Annotated in this window: 22 protein-coding genes and 2 tRNA genes; 15 read left to right on the top strand and 9 right to left on the bottom strand. The window is 45.5% G+C overall.

Features of this window, described 5'->3' with window-relative positions:
• Window positions 1-221: 221 nt before the first annotated feature.
• A complete protein-coding gene (locus tag KIT90_RS07455) occupies window positions 222-2,873 on the top strand; it encodes a beta-N-acetylhexosaminidase (protein ID WP_171371871.1) in 2,652 nt (883 codons plus the stop codon).
• A 450-nt stretch (window positions 2,874-3,323) separates the two neighbouring features.
• The gene (locus tag KIT90_RS07450; protein WP_005438618.1) at window positions 3,324-4,016 is read left to right on the top strand and encodes an oligogalacturonate-specific porin KdgM family protein; all 693 of its coding nucleotides are present in this window, start codon (window positions 3,324-3,326) and stop codon (window positions 4,014-4,016) included.
• A gap of 66 nt (window positions 4,017-4,082) precedes the next feature.
• Here the strand turns inward: KIT90_RS07450 and KIT90_RS07445 are convergent, their stop codons facing one another.
• Window positions 4,083-4,532 carry a DUF411 domain-containing protein gene (locus KIT90_RS07445; protein ID WP_009705665.1) on the bottom strand — a complete coding sequence of 150 codons (450 nt, stop codon included), beginning with the start codon at window positions 4,530-4,532 and terminating at the stop codon, window positions 4,083-4,085.
• A gap of 24 nt (window positions 4,533-4,556) precedes the next feature.
• Window positions 4,557-7,253, bottom strand: a complete 2,697-nt coding sequence (locus KIT90_RS07440) for a heavy metal translocating P-type ATPase (protein WP_171371872.1) — start codon at window positions 7,251-7,253, stop codon at window positions 4,557-4,559.
• A 473-nt stretch (window positions 7,254-7,726) separates the two neighbouring features.
• Here KIT90_RS07440 and chiP point away from each other — a divergent pair, with 473 nt between their 5' ends.
• The 5 genes from chiP to KIT90_RS07415 all read left to right on the top strand — a co-directional run bounded on the left by chiP (window position 7,727) and on the right by KIT90_RS07415 (window position 13,488).
• The gene (chiP, locus tag KIT90_RS07435; protein ID WP_038898462.1) at window positions 7,727-8,848 is read left to right on the top strand and encodes a chitoporin; all 1,122 of its coding nucleotides are present in this window, start codon (window positions 7,727-7,729) and stop codon (window positions 8,846-8,848) included.
• Between the two features lie 123 nt (window positions 8,849-8,971).
• Window positions 8,972-9,568 (top strand): DUF2057 domain-containing protein, encoded by a 597-nt coding sequence (locus KIT90_RS07430; protein ID WP_038896402.1) that lies wholly within the window; start codon window positions 8,972-8,974, stop codon window positions 9,566-9,568.
• A 226-nt stretch (window positions 9,569-9,794) separates the two neighbouring features.
• Window positions 9,795-11,222, top strand: a complete 1,428-nt coding sequence (gene gltX / locus KIT90_RS07425; RefSeq protein WP_020196224.1) for a glutamate--tRNA ligase — start codon at window positions 9,795-9,797, stop codon at window positions 11,220-11,222.
• Window positions 11,223-11,826: 604 nt separating this feature from the next.
• On the top strand, window positions 11,827-12,783 hold the full coding sequence (locus KIT90_RS07420) for an OmpA family protein (protein WP_020196223.1): 957 nt from the start codon (window positions 11,827-11,829) through the stop codon (window positions 12,781-12,783).
• A gap of 198 nt (window positions 12,784-12,981) precedes the next feature.
• The gene (locus tag KIT90_RS07415) at window positions 12,982-13,488 is read left to right on the top strand and encodes a hypothetical protein (RefSeq protein ID WP_027726697.1); all 507 of its coding nucleotides are present in this window, start codon (window positions 12,982-12,984) and stop codon (window positions 13,486-13,488) included.
• Between the two features lie 88 nt (window positions 13,489-13,576).
• On the opposite strand, the gene KIT90_RS07410 is transcribed toward KIT90_RS07415, so the two are convergent.
• A tRNA-Arg gene (locus KIT90_RS07410) sits at window positions 13,577-13,660 on the bottom strand.
• Between the two features lie 419 nt (window positions 13,661-14,079).
• Between KIT90_RS07410 and KIT90_RS07405 the strand changes: the two genes are divergently transcribed.
• Window positions 14,080-14,649 carry a sce7726 family protein gene (locus KIT90_RS07405; RefSeq protein WP_285376060.1) on the top strand — a complete coding sequence of 190 codons (570 nt, stop codon included), beginning with the start codon at window positions 14,080-14,082 and terminating at the stop codon, window positions 14,647-14,649.
• Here the strand turns inward: KIT90_RS07405 and KIT90_RS07400 are convergent, their stop codons facing one another.
• From KIT90_RS07400 to KIT90_RS07390, 3 genes are all read right to left on the bottom strand, one after another.
• Complete coding sequence (locus tag KIT90_RS07400) at window positions 14,650-15,720, bottom strand: beta family protein (protein WP_285376059.1); 1,071 nt, start codon at window positions 15,718-15,720, stop codon at window positions 14,650-14,652.
• A 306-nt stretch (window positions 15,721-16,026) separates the two neighbouring features.
• Window positions 16,027-16,103 (bottom strand) — tRNA-Arg (locus tag KIT90_RS07395).
• 68 nt (window positions 16,104-16,171) lie between these two features.
• The gene (locus tag KIT90_RS07390) at window positions 16,172-17,305 is read right to left on the bottom strand and encodes a flagellar assembly protein FlgT (RefSeq protein WP_032802617.1); all 1,134 of its coding nucleotides are present in this window, start codon (window positions 17,303-17,305) and stop codon (window positions 16,172-16,174) included.
• Window positions 17,306-17,477: 172 nt separating this feature from the next.
• Between KIT90_RS07390 and KIT90_RS07385 the strand changes: the two genes are divergently transcribed.
• Window positions 17,478-18,116, top strand: a complete 639-nt coding sequence (locus tag KIT90_RS07385; RefSeq protein WP_005425606.1) for a FlgO family outer membrane protein — start codon at window positions 17,478-17,480, stop codon at window positions 18,114-18,116.
• A 9-nt stretch (window positions 18,117-18,125) separates the two neighbouring features.
• Window positions 18,126-18,557, top strand: coding sequence for a flagellar assembly lipoprotein FlgP (flgP, locus tag KIT90_RS07380; RefSeq protein ID WP_005438638.1), 432 nt, complete (start codon window positions 18,126-18,128; stop codon window positions 18,555-18,557).
• 197 nt (window positions 18,558-18,754) lie between these two features.
• On the opposite strand, the gene KIT90_RS07375 is transcribed toward flgP, so the two are convergent.
• The 3 genes from KIT90_RS07375 to flgA form a co-directional block, all read right to left on the bottom strand.
• Window positions 18,755-19,180, bottom strand: coding sequence for a flagella synthesis protein FlgN (locus tag KIT90_RS07375; protein ID WP_005438640.1), 426 nt, complete (start codon window positions 19,178-19,180; stop codon window positions 18,755-18,757).
• 26 nt (window positions 19,181-19,206) lie between these two features.
• Window positions 19,207-19,521, bottom strand: coding sequence for a flagellar biosynthesis anti-sigma factor FlgM (flgM, locus tag KIT90_RS07370; protein ID WP_005425628.1), 315 nt, complete (start codon window positions 19,519-19,521; stop codon window positions 19,207-19,209).
• 115 nt (window positions 19,522-19,636) lie between these two features.
• Window positions 19,637-20,383 carry a flagellar basal body P-ring formation chaperone FlgA gene (flgA, locus tag KIT90_RS07365; RefSeq protein WP_039841733.1) on the bottom strand — a complete coding sequence of 249 codons (747 nt, stop codon included), beginning with the start codon at window positions 20,381-20,383 and terminating at the stop codon, window positions 19,637-19,639.
• A 76-nt stretch (window positions 20,384-20,459) separates the two neighbouring features.
• On the opposite strand from flgA, the gene KIT90_RS07360 reads away from it, so the two are divergent.
• From KIT90_RS07360 to flgD, 5 genes are all read left to right on the top strand, one after another.
• Window positions 20,460-21,386, top strand: coding sequence for a chemotaxis protein CheV (locus tag KIT90_RS07360; protein ID WP_005425637.1), 927 nt, complete (start codon window positions 20,460-20,462; stop codon window positions 21,384-21,386).
• Between the two features lie 11 nt (window positions 21,387-21,397).
• Window positions 21,398-22,225, top strand: coding sequence for a protein-glutamate O-methyltransferase (locus KIT90_RS07355; protein ID WP_005438646.1), 828 nt, complete (start codon window positions 21,398-21,400; stop codon window positions 22,223-22,225).
• Between the two features lie 345 nt (window positions 22,226-22,570).
• Complete coding sequence (gene flgB, locus KIT90_RS07350) at window positions 22,571-22,966, top strand: flagellar basal body rod protein FlgB (RefSeq protein WP_005425594.1); 396 nt, start codon at window positions 22,571-22,573, stop codon at window positions 22,964-22,966.
• Window positions 22,967-22,971: 5 nt separating this feature from the next.
• Window positions 22,972-23,385, top strand: coding sequence for a flagellar basal body rod protein FlgC (gene flgC / locus KIT90_RS07345; RefSeq protein WP_005425613.1), 414 nt, complete (start codon window positions 22,972-22,974; stop codon window positions 23,383-23,385).
• Between the two features lie 17 nt (window positions 23,386-23,402).
• Complete coding sequence (flgD, locus tag KIT90_RS07340) at window positions 23,403-24,110, top strand: flagellar hook assembly protein FlgD (protein ID WP_005425626.1); 708 nt, start codon at window positions 23,403-23,405, stop codon at window positions 24,108-24,110.
• The last annotated feature ends 10 nt before the right edge of the window (window positions 24,111-24,120 follow it).

Raw genomic sequence — 24,120 nt, 5'->3', positions numbered from 1 at the left:
GTTGGTCGTTTTTAACGTTTTAACTAAGTAATTGAAATTAATATGTTTATATTTTTCTGCTTGAAGCTGAATTTGAGCTGGATCACTTCTTAGTTCCATTAATTTTACGCTTAGAAATAACTGCTTGTATGTTGAATGCAACTGTTAAGCGCCTCGCATTTAGGTGCTCACCATTTTTGATAAATGTCGTTTTGAACCACTGACTTTTTGGGGAAAGTAAGATGTTGAAACATAGTCTGATTGCTGCTTCTGTTATCGCTACATTGGCAGGTTGCTCTTCACTACAGAACTCTGAGCAACAAGTTGTAAACTCATTGGCTGACAACCTTGATATTCAATATGAAGTGTTGACTAACCACGGCGCAAATGAAGGTCTTGCATGTCAAGACATGGGTGCTGAGTGGGCGTCTTGTAACAAAGTAAACATGACGCTAGTTAACCAAGGTGAAGCGGTTGACTCTAAAGATTGGGCTATTTACTTCCACAGCATTCGTCTGATTCTGGATGTTGAAAACGAACAGTTCAAAATCTCTCGCGTAACGGGTGACCTACACAAACTAGAACCAACAGATAAGTTTGATGGTTTTGCTGCGGGTGAAGAGGTTGTGCTTCCTCTTGTTGCTGAATACTGGCAGCTATTTGAAACTGACTTCATGCCAGGCGCTTTCGTTGCTGCACCAAATGCAGAGCCTAAGATGATCGCTTCTCTTAACACAGAAGACGTTGCATCTTTCGTGACTGGCCTTGAGGGCAACAACCTAAAACGTACGCCAGATGACAACAACGTATTTGCAAACGCTGTGTCTCGTTTCGAGAAGAACGAAGACCTAGCAAAACAAGACGTATCAACCACGTTACTACCAACGCCAATGTCTGTTGAAGCAGGTAAAGGTACCGTAGATATCGCGGCGGGTATCGCGCTGCCTAAAGACGCATTCGATGCGACTCAATACGCAGCAATTCAAGATCGTGCAGAAGTGGTAGGTGTGGATGTTCGTGGTGATCTTCCTGTAAGCATCACTGTTGTTCCTGCAGACTTCACCGGTGAATTGGCAAAATCTGGTGCTTACGAAATGAGCATCAAAGGCGACGGTATTGCGATTAAAGCGTTTGACCAAGCAGGTGCTTTCTACGCAGTACAATCTATCTTTGGCCTGGTAGATAGCCAAAATGCTGATTCTCTACCACAACTGTCTATTAAAGATGCGCCGCGTTTTGATTACCGTGGTGTGATGGTGGACGTGGCTCGTAACTTCCACTCTAAAGACGCAATTCTTGCAACGCTTGACCAAATGGCAGCGTACAAGATGAACAAACTACACCTTCACCTAACGGATGATGAAGGCTGGCGTTTAGAAATCCCGGGTCTGCCTGAGCTGACTGAAGTGGGTGCTAACCGTTGTTTCGATTTGGAAGAGGAAAGCTGTTTACTGCCTCAGCTTGGCTCAGGTGCAACGACAGACAACTTTGGTTCTGGCTTCTTCAGCAAAGCAGACTACGTGGACATCTTGAAGTACGCGAAAGCGCGTAACATCGAAGTGATTCCTGAAATTGATATGCCAGCGCACGCTCGTGCAGCAGTGGTATCAATGGAAGCACGTTACGACCGTCTAATGGAAGAAGGTAAAGAAGTAGAAGCGAACGAGTACCGCCTGATGGATCCTCAAGATACATCGAACGTAACGACGGTTCAGTTCTACAACAAGCAAAGCTTCATCAACCCATGTATGGAATCTTCAACTCGCTTTGTTGATAAAGTGATTTCAGAAGTAGCAGCAATGCACCAAGAAGCGGGCACGCCGCTAACAACATGGCACTTTGGTGGTGACGAAGCGAAGAACATCAAGCTAGGCGCTGGTTTCCAAGATGTGAATGCTGAAGACAAAGTAAGCTGGAAAGGTACGATTGACCTGTCTAAACAAGACAAGCCATTCGCACAATCTCCACAATGTCAGACGCTAATTGCGGACGGTACGGTAAGCGACTTTGCTCATCTACCAAGCCACTTTGCAGAAGAAGTGTCAAAGATTGTGGCAGAGAAGGGCATTCCAAACTTCCAAGCTTGGCAAGATGGCCTTAAATACAGTGAAGGTGAGAAAGCGTTCGCAACAGAAAACACACGTGTTAACTTCTGGGACGTTCTTTACTGGGGTGGCACATCATCAGTGTACGAGTGGTCTAAGAAAGGTTACGACGTGATCGTTTCTAACCCAGACTACGTGTACATGGACATGCCATACGAAGTTGACCCGAAAGAGCGTGGTTACTACTGGGCAACACGTGCAACAGATACTCGTAAGATGTTTGGTTTTGCACCAGAGAACATGCCTCAGAACGCAGAAACCTCAGTAGACCGTGATGGCAATGGCTTCACTGGTAAAGGTGAAATCGAAGCGAAACCTTTCTACGGTCTATCAGCACAGCTTTGGTCTGAGACAGTACGTAACGACGAGCAATACGAGTACATGGTATTCCCTCGCGTACTAGCAGCCGCTGAGCGTGCATGGCACCGTGCTGATTGGGAAAACGACTACAAAGTGGGTGTTGAATACTCGCAAAACTCTAACCTAGTAGACAAAGCTGCGCTAAACCAAGACTACAACCGCTTTGCGAACGTACTTGGTCAACGTGAACTGGCTAAGCTAGAGAAATCAGGTATCGACTACCGCCTACCTGTACCAGGTGCGAAAGTAGAAGATGGCAAGCTAGCAATGAACGTTCAGTTCCCTGGCGTGATGCTTCAATACTCTCTAGACGGCAAGAACTGGCTAACTTACGCAGACAATGCTCGTCCTAATGTGAAAGGTGAAGTGTTTATCCGCTCTGTATCTGCGACAGGCGAGAAGACAAGCCGCGTGACTAGCGTGAAGTAATTCTGCTAATCATTCACTAAAATCATTGTTCCTTACTCAAAGCCCTCAACTTATGTTGGGGGCTTTGTTTATTTTTCTGCGGAAAATAAGCGTGATCAATGTCTGATTATTTTTTACTGATAATTAAGTTCGCAATTTAGAAAGAAAAGAATAGTGTGATCTCGATGCTTGTTTAATGCTTGATTTGAGAGTGTAACTAGCCTGACTTCACACTTTATTTTTTTGACGAATTTTTAGGTTTTATAGCAAGGTCCTGTATTTAATAAACTTTTTTGGATTTCGAAAATGTTGATTTGAATTGGATCACTGTTTTAAACGATTTATTTTTCAATGCGAATTAAATTGCGCAGTATTGCTGTCGCCAGGGAGGCACATCCCAATGTTTGCGATGAAGGGCAAGTGATAGCCGGACATCTCATCGCATAACGTGAACAAATAAAGGCAGTAATTATGAAAAACGTTTTTGCACTAAGTGCACTTTCTCTTGTTTTCGCATCAAGCGCTTTCGCAGGCTCATCTTACGTAACGGGTAACATCCAATTCCACGATGATGGCCGAATCCACGGTTCGGACATGACATCAACGCTAGAAGCAGGCCACACTTTCGATAACCAATTCGGCGGCTTCACGGTTTACACTGAGTTTGACGGCATTCAACTAGGTAAACTAGAAACTGAAAACGGCGGCGCAGGTAACACAACACCAGCAATCACTGTGGGTGGTGAGCAAGCATTTAACATCACTGATCACCTATGGGTTGCAGCAGGTTACCAACACCTATTCTCTGCGGGTGAGAGCATCCAATACCGTCCTTTGGTTAAAATCGGCTACAACTTCGATAACGGTATCTCGCTAAGCAACCGTACTCGTGCACACATTGATGCGACAGACGCTGATGCTGATACAGATTACCGCATGGATAACCGCATTGGTTACGCGATGAACGAAGACGTGACCTTCAGCTACAACAACGTTTACATGATTGAAGCAGAGACCATGGACCACGAGTTGCGTGCAACATGGACTCGTAAAGGCGTACAGCCATACTTTGAGTTCCGTAGCCAAGCTCACGGTGCAGAAAACTCAGCGGGTGACAGCCTAGTGAACAACGCGTTCGTGTTCGGTGCGTCTTACGGCTTCTAATTAAAAAGTTTGTCTTAACTGTCCATTAAGAAAAAGCCCAGCGGTTTGAATCGCTGGGCTTTGTTTTTATTGGTCGTTACCTTTGTGGTAGCGGTATTCGTAAACCTGACCTTTCTCGTTGTAGGCGTAAACAGCGTAGCTGTCTTTCTTATCGCCGTACTCCATGCCCGGTGAGCCCATCGGCATACCCGGTACAGTCAGGCCTTTTGCATTTCGAGGTGGGTTTTCCAAAAACGCTTTAATGTCGTCGGCAGGAATATGACCTTCAAATACGTAGCCATCGATCTCTGCGGTGTGGCAAGAGTAAAGCTGTTCGTTCTTGATGCCCAAATCGCGTTTGATCGCATTCATGTCATCATGCAGCTTTTCTTCCACAGTAAAGCCGTTCTCTTCCATGTGTTTTGTCCATTCGCCACAGCAGCCACAGTATGGCGATTTGTGGTTGATGACATCAGCGGCTAATACGTTCGCCGATGTGACAGCAAGCATTGTAAAGGTCAATAGTTTCAACTTCATAATATCCTCGAGAAGAAGTGTCGCTTACTTAATGGTAAACAGTCGTAGTCGATTTGCATTACTGACGACCGTGATTGAAGACAGTGCCATCGCTGCACCAGCAACGACAGGACTGAGCAAAAATCCAAACGCTGGGTAAAGTACGCCTGCGGCGATAGGGATACCCAACGAGTTATAAACAAAGGCGCCGAACAAGTTTTGCTTCATGTTCTTAAGTGTCGCACGCGAGAGTTCAATCGCATGCACAACGGCCATTGGTGATGTATTGAGAATGGTCATTTGTGAGCTTTCGATTGCCACGTCACTGCCACTTCCCATTGCGACACCAAGATCCGCCAACGCAAGGGCTGGTGCGTCATTGATGCCATCACCGATCATCGCAACTGTGCGGCCTTGAGATTGCAGCAGTTCAATATGTTGTGCTTTCTCGTCGGGCATCACTTGAGCGATGACTTCATCAATGCCAAGCTCTTTACCGATAGCATTGGCTACGTGTTGGTTGTCGCCTGTGAGCATGACGGTTCTTATGCCCTGCGATTTTAATGCAGACACCGCTTGTTTGGCATCAGATTTAATAGGGTCAGCGATGGCAATTAAACCAATCAGTTCGTTGTTCAGAGCAACAGCAACTGGTGTCCATGCGTTGTTTGCACAATCTTCAATCGCTTGCTTCATTGAGCTGGTATCAATCTGCTCGGTTTGCATAAATTGCAATGAGCCAATGAGTAGCGGTTGTGTTTGGTAAGTCGCAGTAATACCACGGCCACGAATGTTCTCGAATGCGCTCAACTCAACACTTTCAGTATTGTTCTTTCTCGCGTAATCACATACGGCTTTTGCCAACGGGTGCTCCGATTGACGCTCTGCTGCGTATGCCAAAGCCAACATGTGCTCTTGGCTGGTGGCGTGAGTAAACACTTGCTGCACACTCGGTTTACCTTGAGTAAGCGTGCCAGTTTTATCGAATACGACCGTGTCGATTTTGCTCGCCAACTGCAGTGCGTCAGCGTCTTTGATCAGAATGCCGAGCTCTGCGGCTTTACCTACACCAACGGTAACCGACAATGGCGTTGCTAAACCCAGCGCACAAGGGCAGGCGATGATCAGCACGGTAGTCGTTACCACAAGCATGTAGCTGGCTTTAGGTTCTGGACCTACGGCAAACCAAACCAAAGCAGCTAGGATTGCGATGCCGACCACGACCGGCACAAATACCGATGAAATCTGGTCTGCTAATTTGGCAATGGCAGGCTTACTGCTTTGCGCCGTGCGTACCATGCGAATGATTCGAGCCAGCATGGTGTTTGCGCCGATGCCCGTTGCTTCGATGATTAATCCACCATCTGTGTTCAGTGTACCGGCAGACACTTGTGCATCTTGCGCTTTTAACACTGGTACGGGTTCACCAGTTAGCATCGACTCATCAATGTAGGATTCACCCTGTATCACAACGCCATCTACTGGCACTTTCTCGCCCGGTTTGATGCGCAGTTTCATGCCTAGCGTGATTTGCTCAACTGCGATCTGTTGGTCGCCTTGTTCTGTAATCGCAGTCGCTTGCTGAGGTTGCAGGTTAATCAGAGCTTGCAAAGAGCGTGTTGTGTTTGCTTTGGCTTTTGCCTCGATATAGTGACCAAGAGAAATTAAGCCGATGATCATTGCGCTCGCTTCAAAGTACACGTGGCGTGAAGCAAGAGGGAACCAGTCTGGGAAAATCACCACAAGCATTGAATAGAACCACGCCGCACCAGTACCTAGCGCGACTAACGTATCCATGGTGGCGCGTTTGTGAGTGGCTGCTAACCATGCGTTAGTAAAGAAGTGCTTACCTGCGGTTGCAAGCAGTAAGAGACACAGAATACCAATCGCGCCCCAAGCCAACTGGTCGTTCGTATTGCGAATCACCATGTTGCCGCCAAACACTCCCCACAACATCAGTGGCGCGCCGACAACTAAGCCAGCAATGGCATCTAGCTTGAAGCGTTTTTGTTGGGCAAGTTGCTGAGCTGCTTGCTTTTCTTGCTGGGTTGCTGCGTCTTGCAAGATCTCTGCTTGGTAACCGGCTTGCTTTACGGATTCAACGATCGCTTGGTGAAGGGCTTCTGTATCTTGAGTGGCGAACACTAATGCACTTTGCTCAGCAAGGTTTACTTGTGCTTTCTCAATGCCTTCTACGTTAGTAAGTGCTTTCTCTACTGAAGAGACGCAACTCGCACACGTCATGCCTTGAATCAGCATTTGCAATTGAATACTCGCTGGTGGCACATGCGCATCTTTAATATTGCTTTTCTTTTCTGCCTGTTCAGGCTCTGGTGAGCTTTCTTCTTCTACTTCAATAGAACCAAGGCTAGCGGTATAGCCAAGAGTGGCCACAAGATCGATCACTTGCTGCTCTGAGAGTAGGGTCGTGATATCGAGTTGGGTTGTCGACGCTTGAAACGCAATGACGTCTTGATTCGCTTCTAATAAAGAAGAGAGTTTCTTCACGCAGCCGCCGCAGCTCAATCCAGTTAGATGGAACTGAAATTGATGACCAGCGTGATAACCCAAGGACTCGATCGATTCAACAATAGAAGCAAGAGGGGACTCGGTTTTCACCTCAACCATGGTCGGGGACAAATTGATGATCTCAACACTGTGATTGGCATGTAAAGCTTTCTCAACTTTTCTCGCACAGCCCATGCAGTTGAGCCCTGACATAGGTACAACGAACTGATACATAATTTGTCCTCAATAATAGTAATGAGCAGAGCATAAACCTTCCTGCAAGGGGAAGGTCAAGTTTTTCGACGCGAAACAAATTCGTCAAAATCGACGGTATTGCACAGCCTTTGTGCAGGGATTGTTGCGAGTTATCTCAAAGTTTTTTCTCTCTGAATATAAAGTTCCGTTAAAACGCCTAAAAGTTGAGTGAGGGTGCTCACGATTTTTGAGCTTTTTATATAAAAACAGAGAGAGATTGAGTGGTTTTGACGTTTTTATATTTTTATTTGTCACTATAAGTTATTGTTAATTATAGGTTTATATTGCTTTTGATCTTCTGATTTTGAACTTGCTCAGATTGCGGTTTGGAAAGTTTTTTACTGCGAAAAAAGTTTGTCATATTTGCCCCGTCCACACATTGTTTCAAGTTCCTGCAATGTCCTAGTTAGCGAATTTGAAAATGGAAAAAACTAAAAATATAGGGGTTAAAAATGTCTTACCTAAAGAAAAGCCTACTTGCTACTGCAATCACAGGCATGATGTTCAGTGGTTCAGCTTTTGCTGATGGTGCAAACAGTGATGCAGCGAAAGAGTACCTAACTAAAGACTCTTTCTCTTACGAAGTTTACGGCATTATCGCGATGCAGGCCGCGTACCGCGATTACGATTCTGGTAGCAAAGCAACTGACGACGATTTGGGCGGCATGCAGCTAAACAACGAATCACGTATCGGCTTCCGTGGTAAAAAGCAATTCGCTAACTTTGAACCAACGTTCATTTGGCAAATCGAAGGTGGCTACGTAGACCCAAGCTTCGGTGGTGAAGGTGCAGGTCTTGGTGAGCGTGACACATTCGTAGGTTTTGAAAGCGCTTCTTGGGGTCAAGTTCGTCTAGGTCGTGTTCTTACTCCAATGTACGAGTTGGTTGACTGGCCAGCATCTAACCCAGGTCTAGGCGATGTTTACGACTGGGGTGGTGCGATCGGTGGTGCTAAGTACCAAGACCGTCAATCAAACACAATCCGTTGGGACTCTCCAATGTTTGCTGACAAATTCTCTCTAGATATCGCAGCGGGTGCAGGTGACAAAGCTGGTCTAGGTGAAGGCGACGATTACTGGGGCGGCATCGCGGCTCACTACAAGTTAGGTCCACTACAATTGGATGCTGCATACGAAGGTAACCGCAACATCGAAGGTGAAGGTCAAACTTGGGAAAACAACACGTACCTAGTAGGTGTTCAAGGTTGGTTTGAAAACGGTATCTCTTTCTTCGCTCAATACAAATACATGGAAGCTGACGCAAGCAACGGTGTAAACGAGAAGCAAGATGCGATGTCTGCAGGTCTGATGTACACAACAGGTGACTGGCAGTACAAACTGGGTTACGCAGCAAACTTTGACCTAGAACGTGACGGTAAGACAATCGACAACACAGCAGATGATGTACTATCTGCACAGATCATGTACTTCGTAGACCCATCAGCAGTACTTTACGCTCGTGCACGTACTCTAGACTTCGGTGACGGTGCGTCTCAACTAGACAAGCCAACAGAAGCACGTTGGAAGTCAGCTGACTACGACGAGTTCTCTGTAGGTGTTGAATACTACTTCTAATATAGAAGCAGCTAAAAGGGCGGAAACGCCCTTTTTGTCTTGATACTTATTCACATAAGCCATTGGAATGACCGGCCTGTTAGTTTCAGTGGCTTATCTAAATTGGTATAAGACGAGAAAACCATGATGAAAAAAACAACCACACTATTAGGACTTTGCGCAATCCTTTCTGCGCCTGCATTTGCTGCTCAACTGACTCTGCAAGCGGAATTGGTTCCTCGCGTTCTCAACAGTGAGTTCGTCTACCCTGAGTGGATCTCTGACAACAACAGCATCAAAGTTGAAGATGGTGCAAACCAACTTGCTGTGAATGTTGGTCAAATTGTATTTGAAGATGGCAAGCGTCGTAAATTCGATTCACAGCCGCTTCTACTTGAGTTCGATGCACCGAAAGATGCAGAGCTAACGCTGACATACAATAAGTTCCGCACGATTGAAGAAGCCAAAGCATTTGAAATGGATCCGAAACTGACGCTGAAAGACGCAAGCGGCAAAGATGTTGAGTTTTCAATGGTTCAACTTCGCAAAGGCGGCCTACAAGGGTTCCGCGACTATGAACGTGAAGTGGCTGATTACAACAAAGCAATGAACAAGCAATCGACGAAAGCAAGCATCGCGGCGTCTCCGGCTGTCACTAAGACATTGAAAGAGTCATTCAGTGATCTAAGCCGTCAAGAGCAACAAGAATTCATGCAGTGGGCGATGCAGAACCTGAAATAATCGGCAATAGTAACTTTCTTTTGCGATAGCTTTTCTGTTGTTCTAGGCGTTTTGTCGCTATAAATAAGAGGGCAGTACCTTAATCGGTGCTGCCCTGTTTGTATTTCTGGCGTTAAACCACACGGAAGGATTGTAGAATCGACTTACGGTGGTAAAATGTCGCCACTTTTATCCTTGATATTACAACGAGAGCCCTCTCGTTGCTCATTACCCCTAAGGAACTCTGATGACGGTTAAAACTCGTTTTGCTCCTAGCCCAACTGGCTACCTACACGTTGGTGGTGCGCGTACTGCACTTTACTCTTGGCTATACGCTAAAAACCAAGGTGGTGAATTCGTTCTACGTATCGAAGATACTGACCTTGAGCGTAACTCTCAGGAAGCGGTTGATGCGATCCTAGAAGGCATGGAATGGCTAGGTCTTGAGTGGAACGAAGGTCCTTACTTCCAAACTCAACGTTTTGATCGTTACAACGAGATGGTTGATAAGCTTCTAGAAGAAGACAAAGCATACAAATGTTACGCATCTAAAGAGCTGCTAGACGAAGTTCGTGCAGAGCAAGAAGCAAACAAAGAAATGCCTCGCTACGATGCTAACCATCCAAAGATCAAAGCGGCAAACGAAGCGGCAAAAGATGGCGATCCATGTGTTATCCGTTTCCGTAACCCGAAAGAAGGCAGCGTAGTATTTGATGACCAAATCCGTGGCCGTATCGAAATCAGCAACACACAAATGGATGATCTGATCATCCGTCGTACTGACGGTTCGCCAACGTACAACTTCTGTGTAGTGGTTGACGACTGGGATATGGGCATCACTCACGTAGTGCGCGGTGAAGACCACATCAACAACACGCCTCGTCAGATCAACATCTACGAAGCACTAGGTGCGCCAGTACCAACATTCGCACACTGTGCAATGATCCTAGGTGATGACGGTGCGAAACTGTCTAAGCGTCACGGCGCTGTATCAGTAATGCAATACCGCGATATGGGTTACCTACCTGCAGCACTAAACAACTACCTAGTGCGTCTTGGTTGGTCTCATGGTGATCAAGAGATCTTCACTCAAGAAGAAATGATCAACCTATTTAGCCTAAACGCAGTATCTAAGTCAGCGTCAGCGTTCAACACTGACAAACTGCAATGGTTGAACAACCACTACATCAAGAACTCAGATCCAGCGTACGTTGCAGAGCACCTACAATGGCACCTAGATCAACAAAAACTAGACGTAACAAACGGCCCAGCTATCACTGAGGTGATCAAGCTAGTGGGTGAGCGTTGCAACACGCTAGTTGAGCTAGCTGAGCAAATCCGTTACTTCTACGAAGACTTCGCTGAGTTTGAAGCGGGCGCGGCGAAGAAACACCTACGCGGCGTTGCTAAAGAGCCTCTAGAGCTTGCTCTAGCGAAAGCAGAAGCACTGACTGAGTGGACGACAGCGAACATCAAAGATGGCGTTATCGCAGCAGTATGTGAAGAGCTAGAAATTGGCATGGGCAAAATCGGTATGCCACTGCGCGTAGCAGTAACAGGTGGCGGTCAGTCTCCTTCTGTAGATGCAGTAATGGAACTGATTGGCAAAGAGCGCTGTGTTGCTCGCATTAAGATGGCGCTTGAGTTCATCGCTGAGCGTGAAGCAAACGCATAATTGCCTGAATAAATAGTCAAAAGCCGCGATAAACTTCGCGGCTTTTTTGTATCTTCTGCTAGGAAAACGGCCTAATTTCACCAAGGTCGGTTGTCCTTTGTGTATCTTTTATCATCAAGTTGCTCAAAAATTGATAAGTTTTACTTATCCAAATATAACCTTTGCAAATGCGTATTTGCTTGTTTCATACGAAATATCTCTCTGAATTAAAAACACAATCCATAAAGTTCCCCATTTATCGTCTCATTAATGAGAAGTTAATTTGCTTTACCTATTCTTTTTCGAAATATCGCGCAAACGTTTGCGTCATTGTCGCAGCTCGCTTTAGAGTGCTCTAGATCACATTAAGTCATGCTTTTCGATGACATTAAATTGACAGTTTTGGGATTTGTCTCGGGATTTCTTGGAGTTATAGTGCTCGCCGTCAGTGAGGGAGCGATATGCACCACTGACCAGGAGGCATACCCAAGTGACTTTTATGCAAACAGTCGGAAGTTACTTCGGTATCAAACTCAAAGGAACTGAATAAAAGAATTGAAATACAACGTCAGTCAGGCGGCGCATTTCGTTACGAACAAGAGAACTTCTTTTAGAGGAATCAATAATGAAAAAACTAGCAGCGGTAATTTCAGCTTCTTTACTTATGGCTTCAGCAGCACACGCAGAAGTATACGTGGGCGGTAAGATGGGTAAGTCTTGGATGGAAGACGCTTGTGTAGCTGGTCAAGCTTGTGACAAAGATGGCTCTACTCTAGGTGCTTTTGTTGGTTACGAAATGAATGACTACTTCTCAGTAGAAGCTGGTTTCGACAACCTAGGTGACTTCGACCAAACTTCTTTCGGTGGTCACGTAGAAGCAATCACTCTTGCTCCTAAGTTCAGCCTACCAATCACAGAAGACATCGCACTTTACGGTAAAGTGGGTGGTGCTTACCTAATGATGAACGATGGTAAAGATGACTACTCTTACCTAGGTGCAGCTGGTCTTGAATTCAACATCAGCGAAAACGTAACAGCACGTGCGGAATACCAAACAATCACAGACATCAACAACGATTCAGTGAAAGCAATGGGCAACTCTGCAACTCTAGGCGTTGCATTCAAATTCGGCGGTAACGACGAAGTTGTTGTAGAAGAAGAGCCAGTAGTTGAAGAAGTGGTTGTAGAAGAAGTTGCTCCAGTAGTAGTAACTAAGACTTTCGAAACTCAAACAATCGGTACTGGTAGCTTCGCGCTAAACAGCACTACTCTTAAACCAGAAAGCGCTGCGAAACTAGACGACCTAGTAGCATTCCTAAACGAGTACCCACAAGCGAACGTTGACGTAATTGGTTACACAGATACTTCAGGCCCAGCGGCTTACAACCAAAAAGTTTCTGAGAAGCGTGCTGAATCTGTAGCTAACGCTCTTGTAGAAAAAGGCATCGACGCAGATCGCATTCACGCTCGTGGCGAAGGTGAAAACAACCCAATCGCTTCAAACGAGACTCGTGAAGGTCGTGAACAAAACCGTCGCGTAGAAGTTGTTGTTCCTGAGTTCGAATACCAAGTTCAGCAATAAGCTCCTATCTGACCGTTAGAAGCCTTAAGCGCTGAATGCCCCAAAGAGTTCGCTCTTTGGGGCTTTTTTATATCTGAATTTAGATGTTTCAAAAAAGAATCAACACTGATGCTATTTACAGTTTTGTATTTTATTACTTTAATTATCTATGAGTTTTGCTTACCCTTTTAGCTATTAATAGAATTATTAGTTAGCACTATGTCTAAGAGCAATTTAATTACAAATACTGGACACCGCTTCATTTCAAAAGGCAAGACAGCCTTTAAGATTCATATCCACACACCGGAAGATACTGTTTTGCATCGTTCCGTTGGATTCGTGCGCATTGGAGAAAAGAGAGGTCTTAAGAAGGCCATCAAACTGCGTAATGAGCTCGGGCGTGAGATGTGGGGGAAGTTTTGGCGGAGGCTATTGAAAGACCCGTACTTAATGACGCGGTTGCCACACAGTGTGGAGCCTAAGATAGTCCACAAACCAAACCCGACGCTGGATGATCCAGACAACCGTGACACTTGTTACATTGCAAAGTGGCGTGAGTTTAATGACGCTGGCGAATACAAGTACAAAACGGTCGTGCGGTCTATCAACAAGTACGGCAAGCTTGCGGCTTATATGCAAACCAAAAAAGCTTTGCTTGATGCACACAAAGATAACCTCGAAATCTTGACCTTTATGGGGCGTCTCAACAGCATCGACCTCAAATAGCGATGCGGTTCGCTTCTCTTGTTTTCCTTTCTCTGATCAGTAGACATAAAAAAGCCTTAGCTTAAATAAACTAAGCTAAGGCGATGAGTGGCGCCCCCAGTAGGATTCGAACCTACGACCTGTCCCTTAGGAGGGGATAGCACCCGCATGACCAAACAAGAAGCAATGCTACGTGGATTCTGATCGTTTTAATTCAGTGCTTATATCTGGAAGCGCATCAACGGTTAGGAGCCCACATCATGAAAATAGATTTGAAACAACCTCAGTTCAGAAAGGTCTTGCTCTCATTGGTGCGACGTTAAGTGCTTTATCTAGCAGAGTTGGAATTGTGTTAAACACATACGTCAAATGGTTAAGCTTTATGATGGAGAAAATGGATAAGCGTTTGGCTCGACTAGAAGAAAAACTCAAGTGAACTGGCGATTTTTAGATATCTAACCCAATGTTGTTAAAAGGACTTGTGAAAAAGTGTACTGCACAGTTTAGCTGGATATACAATAATGAACATATTTGGCTTGTATAAATTGTTTAGGCTTGAGTTTGGAGCTATGATACGCGCCCTCAAAAGTGTCTAGCTGTCTTGGTGTGGAAATGAATGATATAGATGTCCGATTAGCGGTACATAAAAAGTTACTTAAAAAACATCATAATGACCCTCATACATTGGTAGTAGATGAGTTAGGCATTTGCTTGGGAGCTTGTCGTGTTGATATTGCCGTTGTTAATGGCTCCTTGCATGGTTATGAGCTAAAAAGTTCAAAAGACACATTGGATAGGCTGCCTAGTCAAGTTCAATACTATTCCGCAGTTATGGACAAGGTGACGTTAGTTGTCGCTGACAATCATTTCTCCGAGGCAAAGAAAATTGTCCCAGAATGGTGGGGATTGAAAATCGTATCTAAGGGAAAAAACGGTAGTTATCAGATAACTCATGAGCGCGCGGAAAAAAAGAATAAACGAATAGACCCAATCAGCTTAGCGCAGCTACTTTGGAAGGATGAGTGTTTGAGTCTGCTTGAAAAATGGGGCGCAATCAAAGGAAATAAAAGTAAACCACGTCATTTACTATGGCCAATAATCTCGGAGTGTATTCCTGAAAATAAACTCCGAGATGAAGTGCGTTTTTTACTTAAGCAAAGATCTGATTGGAAGTCTGCTTAATTAAAGTGCAGGGTATGTTGTTGACATGTTTAGTAATTGACTAGTCACGAGAGTAAGGTGGTGAGTGTGTGCTACCTTGCGCCACTCTTTAGATCCACCACTTCGGTTTATCCCCTGCGCTCGTTCGCTAATATACTTATCTCCCCAGCTGAATTGAGGGTAGTAGTAGTAAGGTGAATTGACCAAAATGTTACAAAGGCTCTGCGTTTGTCCCCAGCCATTTCCTCGCGCCGCAGTACCTTTAACGAAAATCCAGTATGTTTCATCAGAATAACGAATTGATACATACTGCGACATAAATCTAGGGTCTACCTGAGTTATTTGAGCGGAAGCTGTTGGGTAGTCACTAAATCCGGGGGTTTTTGATAATTGTCGAGATTGGATTACGTTCTTCCAAAGATCCCACTCTTCCCGTCTGTGCAAATGGATAACATGTTGTTGGATACCAGCTTGTGATACTGGATATGAAGTTGCAGAGATAATAATATTTCTCCAACTAGCGGAGTTAATTAAGGATTGGCAGGTTGAGATGGCTTGCTGAACATGCTGTAGAGTACTAGTTTCGATATCTTCAAAGTCAATAATGAGGTCTACTTGATTTGCAAAGACACCAATTGCAGTCAAGATAGAGTTTAGTTGGTAATGACTTTGTGATAGTAGCCCCGCTTTTAGCTTCAGAGCTACGCCTTCAGAATTATTTCGTTGTACCGCCAAAAGGTAGTTGTTGGAGTAATGAGGCGAATACACAGGAATGATATTTTTCCCGTGAGCATTAGCATCCTGACAACAAATATCTAGCGGGTGTTGAGTCGTAGAACTGTGTATGTCTAGTTGTTCAACATCGAGAAAAACTGCCCTAGACTGCTGCCAAGAAGTCGCCAAAGTTGAACCGAAATCAATCAAGTAATTTGCTAGTGTTTTTTTATAGCAACCATTCACATAATCCCAGTCGATGTTCATAACATTGAAAATAGGTGTAATACCCTCTAGGACATGACTCGGAAGCGCCTGTAGAGATTCCCACTCAGCAGGCTTCCATCGTAATCGCGGAAAATAGTGATGTACGCTCATATAACCCTCTTATTTGTATGGTAAAGGATTATTATGTGCTCGTGGGCATATGCAATCAATTGGGTGTTTTTGTGAATAAGATAAGGATCTATTTTTTGTAAATTATGCGGTAAATGGCTGAGTGCCCCTTCTCTTCGCTTGTTTTGGTATCTCAGCTCTCCCATACACTCATTTTTCTAACAATGGAAAGTTTCAATACAGGTGGTTAACTCGGCCTGAAAGATTGAGTCAGAGACGTTAGATGTGGACATTTTGTGGCCATAAATAAAAAGCCTTAGCTTAAATTCGGTAAGCTAAGGCAATGAATGGCGCCCCCAGTAGGATTCGAACCTACGACCTGTCCCTTAGGAGGGGACTGCGCTATCCAGCTGTGCCATGGGGGCGTAATCAAATAAGATGCGTTGCCTATGATATTCAAAAGTGGGCATATTACAAAGCTTTATACGCGTTGCTAAAGCATCTTGTTCATTACGTCGCCAATTTGCACACTAGAGGCAAGGTTTGGCTGCTCAATAGTCAGCTCCGCTTCGTGTTCGTAAACACGAGTTACTCTTAGGGTAATATCGCTCTGGGAGACCTTATTACGTGGTAAACCGTTTTGGTCGATGAAAGACGCTGTGTGCCACAATTGCAGCTGGTCACCCTCTTGTACGCCGTGCATACGACCCAGATCCATGGTTACAGTATTACCAAATACAGCCACGACTTCTGGCAGAGTGATTTTACAAGACAGTTCTGATTCCAAATCCAACATAATGTTGCGGCTAACGCGCAGCATCATCTCACCGTAAGTCGATGCCCAGAAACGAGCACTGCGAGTATCGACTTGGCTGGTTTTAGCAAATGGCCAACGCGCCACTTCGCGGTAGTTCTTGTGGTAAACCTCGTGGCCTGTTTTTCCGTCGAAGACTTTCATCTCCATCGCAAACTGGCGGTTGATAACGTCGTCTTTAAGCAGCTTGGCATCGATCGTAGCGGTCAAGTCGGTAATGACACCGCCGATGATGTATTGTGCGCCGTTGTCTTGCGCGATCATCTTAGTACGCTCTGGGTAATTAGCACTGATGGAGTAATCGGTAGTGCCAACAGACACAAAACTGCGTGAGGTTTGATCAAGCTGACGATTGACCACGTGGCTAAAGTCATCACCAACATTGTAGATTTGGCCCATGACGGCTTGTTGAGGAGAAGCTACGTCGATGTTACCGACTAAGATCGTCTTCTTGTATTGATCCACGTGGCAACCCGTTGCCGATGGATAAATGTCCACTCGGATCCTCATTTCCACCTTGCCGCTGCGTTTACGCTCTGATTCGACCAGGATGTAACGTACTTCATGGTTGGTGAATTGGTACTCTTTGCGGTTTTCTTCGAGCAATGGCATCAAGTTACTGATACTGCCAATGTCTGCGCCCGAAAAGTTGACAGCCTTGAAGAGCGCATCTTCCAACGCATGCAGCCTTGCCGCTTCTTCAGAAGAAACGATAGTGGCAACGCCTGTCACTTCATACCAAGATGCCGCCGCACGAAATGGCGTCATCAATATAAAAGTGATTGATATTAGGCTAAAAAATAATTTTTTCATTGTTAGTAACCGTTCGGGTATAAATATTGCTTTACCAATTTCAGTGAAGTTTGGTGGGCTTTTCTTTCGTTCGACAAACAGAAGAAAAGCAAAGACTGTTCCAAGATTACGTTTTATTGAAATGAAGTCGAAAAAGAGCAGTAACACCTAAGATTATCTGGAGAATCAAACCATGAAAAGATGGCTTGTTGCCGCATCGATGATGACGCTTTTAACATCGTGCGCGTACTCACCAATTTACAATGGTAAAGAACCGTATTCTGGCAGCCAATTCATGCTGATGGACAGTCCACGTCATACGATGGACTATTTCATTGAGAGCATGACGGAAGAGCTGATGGTTTCGAACGTTGCAGTATCGTCGCGTACACCGATTGCGATTACTTCTTTTGTCGATCTGCAAAACATGGATGCAACCAACTGGCTTGGTAACTCGGTATCGGAAGGGTTTATTCACCAATTCCAACGCCGTGGTTTTAAAGTCGTGGATTTCAAAACCACAGGTTCAATCCAAGTGACTCAGCAAGGCGATTTCGCACTGAGCCGTGATTGGCAAGATCTGGCACAAGAGCAAGAGATCCAGTACGTGCTGACAGGCACTATGCTTCGCCAAGAAGGTGGTGTGCTCGTGAATGCTCGTGTTGTGGGCATGCAGAGCCGCATCGTGGTTGCAACGGCGCAGGGTTTCTTACCTGCGGACCGCATTGGCCGTGATTTGGATACGCTGAACAGCATCCGCACCCAAGATGGCGTGCTTATTCGTTCTGACCCTACTATTCGTCAGCCATACACTGTGATTCTCCGCCCGTAGGAAACTAGCATGAAGAAGTTATTATTTATTATCGCAACATTGGTGCTGGTGGGATGTCAGCCTTTACAGCAGATGCGCCAAGATGAGATTTTGTTGGCGGTGGGTTATGCAAGCGTGAGTGAGCAAACTGGCCGTACTGTAGAAGAGAAACGTGTTCGTGCAATGCGTGCATCTAAGATTGATGCCTACCGTGAACTTGCTGAGCAAGTGTATGGTATGCGAGTGAGTGGGCGTGCAGAGCTTGCTGATCAACGTCTAGGCATTGAAAGCACGTCGGGCGCGGTCGATGGCGTTATTCGAGGTGCAGAAGTTGTGCGCAGTTACTTAGTAGAAGACAGCTATGTGACAGAGTTGCGTTTGGATATCCGTAAGATGGATAAACTGCGTGACTACGGTGAAGTACAACAGGTGCCTGAGAAGCGTCAGCAGACCTTGTTCTAATACAACTTCACAAACAGATAATCTATTTGAGCGACGGGTTGGTGACAATCGGTCGCTTTTTTATACGTGTGAGTTTTATACGTATGAGCTTTGTACGCGAGAGTTTTATGCGCGTTAGGTTTGGCTATGTTTTGAGGAATAGAGTCACTGGCTAAAAGACAAAGTCGATGGAGCTGGCGTGGAATGAGCTCAAAGAGTTAGGCTTTAATGTTGGTGCCTAGAGTCGAAATGGTGTGCGTTTTGCCGCCGGCATTGTAGGTCATACCGACCTTACCGTGGGTACGCTGAAGCATGTTGTTAAGTTTATTGAAACTGGATTGGGCACGATTGAGCGATTCACCGTTCATTTGGTTTACTTGCTGACAATCGAGAATGATGGATTGGATCTGGGCGACAACCTGACTTAGGTTTGCATCTTCGGTAAGTTGATTGACGTGCGGGTGAGAGGCGATTCGCTGGTCAGTTGTTCTTAATTGACCAATGAGTGTCATCTTTTCTTTGGCAAGTTTCTCGATCTCAGTAGACACACGTGCGCTGATCGCCTGTGTTTCTTGACGTAACACACCAGAAAGTGCTTTTGCATTTTCTAGCTGGAAGTTAACAAGATCGACTAATGCTGCCATGAATTCTTACCTTGGGCCTAAGTCAGTTAGCTTTTGCCTTGCAATTCGTTTTCAAACTTGATCATGTTGTCCGCCAGTTTCTCTGGGTCAACTTTGTATGAACCGTTTGCAATTGCTTCTTTGATTGCCGCCACTTTTGCGCTGTCATAAGCCGGAGAAGCTGCCATGTCCTTCTGGAGTTTGCTGACTGCTTTGCCTTGTTGGCTTAGTGATACCGCGTCTTGTTGTGCTGGCGCTTTTTTCGATTCCGTTGTGCTGGTTGCACTAGAATCTGTTCGTGCAGGTGCGCGACTTGTCGTCGTCATCATCTGACCTGAACGTATATTATCTATACCTGCCATGTTTCAACCTTAAACTCGTATCGTAATACTGGTATCCAGACTATCGACCAAGGGCAAAATAACTTTAGTGATTTTTTGCATTTTTATTGATCGATTTGCCGTACACCAACCAACCCTAGAAGGTGATGGTGATTTCCGCAATGCCTGTCACAATTCCTTCTATTATACGTTGGGACTTATCATTTTTCACTCTTACTTGATCTCCGGCGGATCCATCCTGTAATGCCGTGCCCTGCGTGGTGATCGTCATACCCGATTTTACGGCTTTGATCGTGACTTTCTCATTGCGGCATACCACGCAGACATCATTGCGTTCTACAACATCGCCAAGGCGAACGTTACGTTTTAGCTTTGAACCGATCACTTGATCCATATTGCTAAAGCCATCTTTACGAAAACGCTGTAATTCGATCATTGAAGTCGTCACGTCAGAAGCACTGATGATCTCACCACGGCCGAGTTGACGTGTTGAAACGATCATCGGAACCGATGCTGAGATCCTCACAGGAACATAAACCTTCCAGTCATCGATGGGGCATTCGACCAATACGTTGATGTTACTGCGTGTGCTACTGGTTGAAGATGCAGATGTATCAAGGGGCTCTGGGCAATCGGTGGCTTTGATACGTGGATCAATATTTGCCGCATTGACGGACAAATTTCCTCCCGCTGGTTGCTCTACCGTGCTAAGAATGTGCTGCTCGGCGGCGGTTCGGATTTGCTCGATCTGACTTTCCGTTGCTGAATGAACAAAAAAGCTAAACATACTGAGCAAAATGCCGATAGACTTAGCGTACTTTGTAAATAACGCTCTACATATTGTCATAGTAAATGGTGTTGAATTCATATTATGATACGCCATACTGTTTCTCTGGTATTATGCCTGCCAGTCGTAGAGTATCATTTAAAAACAAAAAGTTTGAGATGGAGATGAGCATATGACGGGGATTCTTGACTCGGTGAATCAGCGTACGCAACTCGTCGGCCAAAACCGATTGGAACTACTCACTTTTCGGTTGATGGGACGACAGCGCTACGGCATTAACGTATTCAAAGTAAAAGAAGTACTACAGTGCCCTAAGCTGACTTCGATGCCAAACCTACACCCGCTAGTGAAAGGTGTCGCTCATATCCGTGGCCATACCGTGTCAGTGATTGACTTAAGTTTGGCAATCGGTGGCCGTCCAACGACAGATATCGATAAATGTTTTGTTGTGATTGCTGAATTCAACCGTACTATCCAAGCGTTTTTGGTGTCTTCGGTTGAGCGCATTATTAACATGCACTGGGAAGCGATTTTGCCGCCGCCTGATGGTGCTGGTAAAGCGCACTACCTAACAGCGGTAACAAACATCGACAACGAGCTAGTAGAAATTCTGGACGTTGAGAAAATCTTGGCAGAGATTGCACCAGTAGACGAAACCATGGATTCAAGCATCGGCGAAGAGATCGCAGTTGCTGAACAAGAGAAGCCAATCGTGCGCCGCGTATTGATCGCGGATGACTCGACGGTAGCGCGTAAACAGGTTGAGCGTGCAATTACTTCAATCGGTTTTGAAGTTGTCTCTGTGAAAGATGGTAAAGAAGCGTACAATAAGCTGCTTGAAATGGCACAAGAAGGTAGCATCTACGATCAGATCTCTTTGGTCATTTCAGATATCGAAATGCCAGAGATGGATGGCTACACACTAACGGCCGAAATTCGCCGAAATGCAGATTTGAAGAACCTTTATGTTATCCTGCACTCCTCATTGAGTGGCGTCTTCAACCAAGCGATGGTTGAGCGCGTAGGTGCTAACACCTTCATTGCGAAATTTAACCCAGATGAATTGGGTAACGCGGTTAAATCTGCATTAACACAATAAAAGAGACATTAATGACTGCTATTACAATCAGTGATCAAGAGTATCGTGACTTTAGCCGTTTTCTAGAATCACAATGTGGCATCGTATTAGGTGACAGTAAGCAATACCTAGTGCGCAGCCGACTGAGCCCGCTTGTGACAAAGTTCAAGCTGGCGTCGCTGTCGGATTTGCTACGTGATGTCGTGACTGGCCGCAATCGTGAACTACGCATTGCCGCTGTTGATGCGATGACGACTAACGAAACATTGTGGTTCCGAGATACTTATCCGTTCACGGTATTAGCTGACAAACTGTTGCCGGAGATGGCGGCAAACAAGCGACCAATCAAAATTTGGTCGGCTGCGAGCTCTTCAGGCCAAGAACCTTACTCAATGGCAATGACCATTCTGGAAACGCAGCAGCGTAAGCCGGGTTTGTTGCCAAGCGTGTCGATCACCGCGACGGATATTTCAGCAAGTATGTTGGATATGTGCCGTGCGGGTGTTTACGATAATCTTGCCTTGGGTCGTGGTCTTTCGCCTGAGCGTCGTCGCACCTTCTTTGAAGATGCAGGCGATGGTCGCATGAAAGTAAAAGACAACGTAAAACGCCTAGTGAACTTCCGTCCACAAAACTTGATGGAGAGCTACGCGTTAATGGGCAAGTTCGACATCATTTTCTGTCGTAACGTACTGATTTACTTCTCACCAGAGATGAAATCGAAAGTACTGAACCAAATGGCAAACAGCCTAAACCCGGGCGGTTATCTACTGCTGGGTGCGTCAGAATCACTGACGGGTTTGACAGACAAATTTGAGATGGTGCGCTGCAACCCAGGTATTATTTACAAGTTAAAGTAGCGACAAGCTAAAATAGCGGACTCTTTTAACCACTTCAAAAGCCTGACCTTTGTGTCAGGCTTTTCTTTTTTCTCCCACTTTTCTCGTTTCATTCTTGCTTCCTTTTTCTCCCTCTCTGCTGTAAAAACCAGCGTCATTTTTGCCTATGGGCAGGCATCGGGTGTATATTTTTTAGTGAGCCGAGCTGATTACTTGGCTCGATATGACATTTCATCAATCACTTTGGCTTGCTTATTGCAATCCATTACCTCGATAACTGAAGCGGCAAAACGGCATGTTCTATTTTTGGCACGCTAATTGCTTTTTAGTTATTAATAACGGTCAGTTCTTAATGTAGAGGCAAACATGGCTATATCTTTTGACAACGCACTAGGCATCCACCAGTACACGGTGGGCGTACGTGAGCGCAACGCGGAGGTGATTTCCACCAACATCGCGCAAGCTAACACGCCTGGCTACAAATCAAGAGGTTTAGATTTTGCTAAGGAATTGCAGGCGGCAACATCTGGGGCAAGCATTGGTCTTAGCCGCACAGATGGTCGGCACATTCCTGCCACTACGACGTTGGTCGGGGACAAACTATATCGTCTTCCTACGCAACCAGATACGGGCGATGGCAACACGGTAGATTTGGATTTAGAGCGTAACTTATTTATGCAAAACCAAATCAGACACCAAGCATCACTCGACTTTCTAGGCAGCAAATTCAAGAACTTAACCAAAGCAATCAAAGGGGAATAATTTAGATGAGCTTATTTAACGTTTTCAATGTGACAGGTTCCGCAATGAGCGCTGAATCCGTTCGTCTGAATACTACCTCAAGCAACTTGGCGAACGCCGACAGTGTCAGCAGCTCTGCGAAAGACACTTACAAAGCGCGTCATGCTGTATTTGGTGCAGAGTTAAGTAACGCCATGCGTGGCGGTGATACGGTGCCAGTGAAAGTGATGGGTATTGTAGAAAGCGATAAACCGCTGAATGCGGAGTACAACCCAGACCATCCCCTTGCAAACGACGAAGGCTACATCTACAAGCCTAACGTCAATGTAATGGAAGAAATGGCAAACATGATTTCGGCTTCTCGCGCATACCAAACCAATGTGCAAGTAGCGGATTCTAGTAAACAAATGCTGCTGCGTACGCTGCAGATGGGTCAATAAGGATAAGGAGGTAGCGTATGGCCGGAATTAACAACGTTGGTCAAAGCGGCTTGTCCTATATCGACCAGCTTAAGAGCCTACAAGAGAACAAGAAGACTGAAGAGAGCACAGGTAAGCAGGACCTGAAACAGGAAGACTTCCTATCTTTGCTCACTAAGCAATTGTCTCAACAGGACCCTTTTAAGCCGGTAGGTAATGACCAGATGATTGCGCAAATGGCGTCATTTGCGACCGTAGATGGCATCGGCAAGATGAACTCTCAGTTCGAGAGTTTGAACTCGTCAATGACATCAAACCAAGCGTTACAAGCTTCCTCTTTGGTTGGTCGTGACGTATTGGTCCCAGGTGCGGCGGGTGTAAAGCAAGACAATGCAACAATGGCGGCAATGGTTAAGCTTGCACAACCTCTCGACAACCTGTTTGTTCGAGTGGAAAACGAAGCGGGCCAATTGGTGCGTACTTTTGAGGTAGGTGCGAAACCAGCCGGCGACACTCGTGTGCTTTGGGACGGTAATGATGAAAACGGAAATCCAATGCCTGCTGGCAAATACAATGTGAAAGCGTCTGGCTTGGTAGATGGGGAGTCGCAAGAGTTCCCAGTGTCTACTTACGCGAACGTGAACAGTGTATTGCTAGGTAAGGGTGACGGAAACGTATTACTCAATCTGGCAGGTTTTGAATCGCCAGTTCGACTTGCAGAAGTATTGGAAGTCGGCAAAGCGTAATTCAATAGCG

It is taken from the genome of Vibrio sp. B172a, from assembly GCF_030248355.1.
In the GTDB taxonomy this organism is placed as follows: Bacteria; Pseudomonadota; Gammaproteobacteria; order Enterobacterales; family Vibrionaceae; genus Vibrio; species Vibrio owensii.
This window is presented reverse-complemented; position numbering and strand designations above follow the sequence as displayed.

Coding starts and splice junctions, on each gene's coding strand:
- KIT90_RS07455 (WP_171371871.1), top strand. CDS start 222: ATGTTGAAACATAGTCTGATTGCTGCTTCTGTTATCGCTACATTGGCA.
- KIT90_RS07450 (WP_005438618.1), top strand. CDS start 3,324: ATGAAAAACGTTTTTGCACTAAGTGCACTTTCTCTTGTTTTCGCATCA.
- KIT90_RS07445 (WP_009705665.1), bottom strand. CDS start 4,532: ATGAAGTTGAAACTATTGACCTTTACAATGCTTGCTGTCACATCGGCG.
- KIT90_RS07440 (WP_171371872.1), bottom strand. CDS start 7,253: ATGTATCAGTTCGTTGTACCTATGTCAGGGCTCAACTGCATGGGCTGT.
- chiP (WP_038898462.1), top strand. CDS start 7,727: ATGTCTTACCTAAAGAAAAGCCTACTTGCTACTGCAATCACAGGCATG.
- KIT90_RS07430 (WP_038896402.1), top strand. CDS start 8,972: ATGATGAAAAAAACAACCACACTATTAGGACTTTGCGCAATCCTTTCT.
- gltX (WP_020196224.1), top strand. CDS start 9,795: ATGACGGTTAAAACTCGTTTTGCTCCTAGCCCAACTGGCTACCTACAC.
- KIT90_RS07420 (WP_020196223.1), top strand. CDS start 11,827: ATGAAAAAACTAGCAGCGGTAATTTCAGCTTCTTTACTTATGGCTTCA.
- KIT90_RS07415 (WP_027726697.1), top strand. CDS start 12,982: ATGTCTAAGAGCAATTTAATTACAAATACTGGACACCGCTTCATTTCA.
- KIT90_RS07405 (WP_285376060.1), top strand. CDS start 14,080: ATGAATGATATAGATGTCCGATTAGCGGTACATAAAAAGTTACTTAAA.
- KIT90_RS07400 (WP_285376059.1), bottom strand. CDS start 15,720: ATGAGCGTACATCACTATTTTCCGCGATTACGATGGAAGCCTGCTGAG.
- KIT90_RS07390 (WP_032802617.1), bottom strand. CDS start 17,305: ATGAAAAAATTATTTTTTAGCCTAATATCAATCACTTTTATATTGATG.
- KIT90_RS07385 (WP_005425606.1), top strand. CDS start 17,478: ATGAAAAGATGGCTTGTTGCCGCATCGATGATGACGCTTTTAACATCG.
- flgP (WP_005438638.1), top strand. CDS start 18,126: ATGAAGAAGTTATTATTTATTATCGCAACATTGGTGCTGGTGGGATGT.
- KIT90_RS07375 (WP_005438640.1), bottom strand. CDS start 19,180: ATGGCAGCATTAGTCGATCTTGTTAACTTCCAGCTAGAAAATGCAAAA.
- flgM (WP_005425628.1), bottom strand. CDS start 19,521: ATGGCAGGTATAGATAATATACGTTCAGGTCAGATGATGACGACGACA.
- flgA (WP_039841733.1), bottom strand. CDS start 20,383: ATGGCGTATCATAATATGAATTCAACACCATTTACTATGACAATATGT.
- KIT90_RS07360 (WP_005425637.1), top strand. CDS start 20,460: ATGACGGGGATTCTTGACTCGGTGAATCAGCGTACGCAACTCGTCGGC.
- KIT90_RS07355 (WP_005438646.1), top strand. CDS start 21,398: ATGACTGCTATTACAATCAGTGATCAAGAGTATCGTGACTTTAGCCGT.
- flgB (WP_005425594.1), top strand. CDS start 22,571: ATGGCTATATCTTTTGACAACGCACTAGGCATCCACCAGTACACGGTG.
- flgC (WP_005425613.1), top strand. CDS start 22,972: ATGAGCTTATTTAACGTTTTCAATGTGACAGGTTCCGCAATGAGCGCT.
- flgD (WP_005425626.1), top strand. CDS start 23,403: ATGGCCGGAATTAACAACGTTGGTCAAAGCGGCTTGTCCTATATCGAC.